Raw genomic sequence first — 1,896 nt, 5'->3', positions numbered from 1 at the left:
GGAGCCCGCCGCAATGCCCGCGCCTTTTCTGCAATGGTGATGATAATGGCGAAGGCGGCGACAACAGCCCTTTTCTCCCCGTCACTATACGGGGAGAAATGCCCGGCAGGGCAATGAGGGGCGGCGCTGATTTTGCAAGCTAAGCCGCAATCGCCCGCCGCGCCAACCCGTCCCTGATATGCCGCGCGAATTCCTGCGCCGCCGGGCCCACGCCATGCCTGGGCAGATGCAGGTTGATCGAGAAATTCGGCAGCGGCGGCAGGCCGGCGTCGAGCGGCAATATGTCGAGGTCGGCCGGCACGGTCGACGCCAGCCAGGTGGTGACGGCAAGATCCGAGCGCACCGTCGCCGTCGTCGCGTCGATGTTGCCGTTCTCGAACACGGTGCGCCATTCCAGCCCGTGTTCGTTGAGCGCCGACAGCACCACCGGGCGGAAGGCGCAGGTGTCGGCGACGATCGACACCGGCAGCGGCCGTTTGGCCCGGGCGGCGCCGCCGCGCGCGCCGACCCAGACCAGCCGGTCGATGGCCAGGCATTCGCCTGATGTCGGGCCGACCCGCTCCTCGATGACGGCAAGGTCGATGGTTCCCGCCGCGAGCGCGGAGGCCAGCTCCGGCGACGAGGCGCAGACCAGCGATATCTCGACCTGCGGATAGGTCTCGGCATAGGTCTTCAGCACCGGCGCCAGCAGCGTGCCGACAAGATCATAAGGCACGCCGAGCCGCACCTGGCCATCGACGGTGCTGCCCGCCATCTCGGTCCAGATCTCGTCGTTGAGGCTGAGCAGGCGCCTGGCCTTGTCGAGCAAACGTTCGCCCGAACGAGTGAGCCGCAGGCCGCGCCGGTCGCGCTCGAACAGGCTGGCGCCGAGCATCTCCTCCAGCCGCTTGATCTGCTGGCTGACGGCGCCCTGGGTGAGATGCAGCGCATTGGCCGCCGCCGTCATGCTGGCCCTGTCGGCGACGGTAACGAAGGTGCGCACCAGGGCGGTGTCGAGATTGCGGATCATCTCAGCATTATAGATACTAATGCCAAGCATCGCAAACATTGCATTTACTGATGCAGGCAGCGGCCTACCATGGGGTTCAATATCAAGGACGTCCCATGCTCCAGCCTATCCTGCCGCTCATCCTGTTTGCCTTCGTGGCCACCGCCACGCCCGGCATCGCCACCACTTTGTCGACGGCCTCGGGCGCGCAGTTCGGCTTTCGCCGCTCGGTGCCGCTGATGGCTGGAAGTGCCGCCGGCCTCGCAACGGTCACGGGCGCCGCCGCCGCCGGGCTTGCCGGCCTGCTGCTTGCCATGCCCTCGCTGCAGCTTGCCATGAAGGTCGCCGGCTCGGCCTATCTCCTCTGGCTGGCCATCAGGATCGGCCGCGCCGGACCGCCCAATCTCGACGTCACCATGGCCAGGCCCAACAGCTTCTTCGGCGGCGCCGGCATCCAGTGGATGAACCCCAAGGGCTGGGCTATGGGCCTGGGAGCGGCGGCATCCTTCGCCGCACTTGCCGACGGGCCAGGCCAGCTGGCGCTGCTGCTCGGCTCGACCTTCGGTCTCACCGCCGCCATCTCGCTATCCGTCTGGTGCGTCGCCGGCATGATCCTGGCGCGGCTGTTGAAGCGCGACTGGCAGTGGCGCGTGCTCAACGTCGTTCTGGCGCTGGTGCTGGCGGCATCGATCATTCCGATGTGGCGTGGGGCTTAGGGCGATGGCCTGGCAGAACTTCGGTTCCTCGCCCCCGCGAAGCGGGGAGAGCGACTATCTGGGGTGTCAAGTTGCATTCGCGAACTCGGTTCTCGCGTCGCGTGCTTTTGCGTTGAGGATGACGAGAAGCTTTCTGGCGAGAGCGACGCGGATAAGCATTTTGTGTTTTCCCGCCTGCTGCAACCGTTGAGC

Annotated in this window: 2 protein-coding genes and 1 pseudogene; 1 reads left to right on the top strand and 2 read right to left on the bottom strand. The window is 66.4% G+C overall.

Translation table 11 applies throughout. The features are described 5' to 3' along the window. Positions 1 to 139 precede the first annotated feature (139 nt). Entirely contained in the window at positions 140 to 1,048 is a 909-nt protein-coding gene (locus J0I79_RS00015; protein WP_292854112.1) for a LysR substrate-binding domain-containing protein, read from the bottom strand. Between the two features lie 56 nt (positions 1,049 to 1,104). Here J0I79_RS00015 and J0I79_RS00010 point away from each other — a divergent pair, with 56 nt between their 5' ends. After that, complete coding sequence (locus J0I79_RS00010) at positions 1,105 to 1,704, top strand: LysE family translocator (protein WP_292854110.1); 600 nt, start codon at positions 1,105 to 1,107, stop codon at positions 1,702 to 1,704. Positions 1,705 to 1,770: 66 nt separating this feature from the next. Here the strand turns inward: J0I79_RS00010 and J0I79_RS00005 are convergent. Continuing rightward, positions 1,771 to 1,896, bottom strand: a pseudogene (locus J0I79_RS00005) (IS110 family transposase); the annotation flags it as partial.

The sequence above is a fragment of the Mesorhizobium sp. genome (assembly GCF_017306585.1).
Lineage (GTDB): Bacteria > Pseudomonadota > Alphaproteobacteria > Rhizobiales > Rhizobiaceae > Mesorhizobium.
Note: the sequence above shows the minus strand (reverse complement) of the source record. Positions and strands in the feature narration are given on the sequence as shown.

Coding starts and splice junctions, on each gene's coding strand:
- J0I79_RS00010 (WP_292854110.1), top strand. CDS start 1,105: ATGCTCCAGCCTATCCTGCCGCTCATCCTGTTTGCCTTCGTGGCCACC.
- J0I79_RS00015 (WP_292854112.1), bottom strand. CDS start 1,048: ATGTTTGCGATGCTTGGCATTAGTATCTATAATGCTGAGATGATCCGC.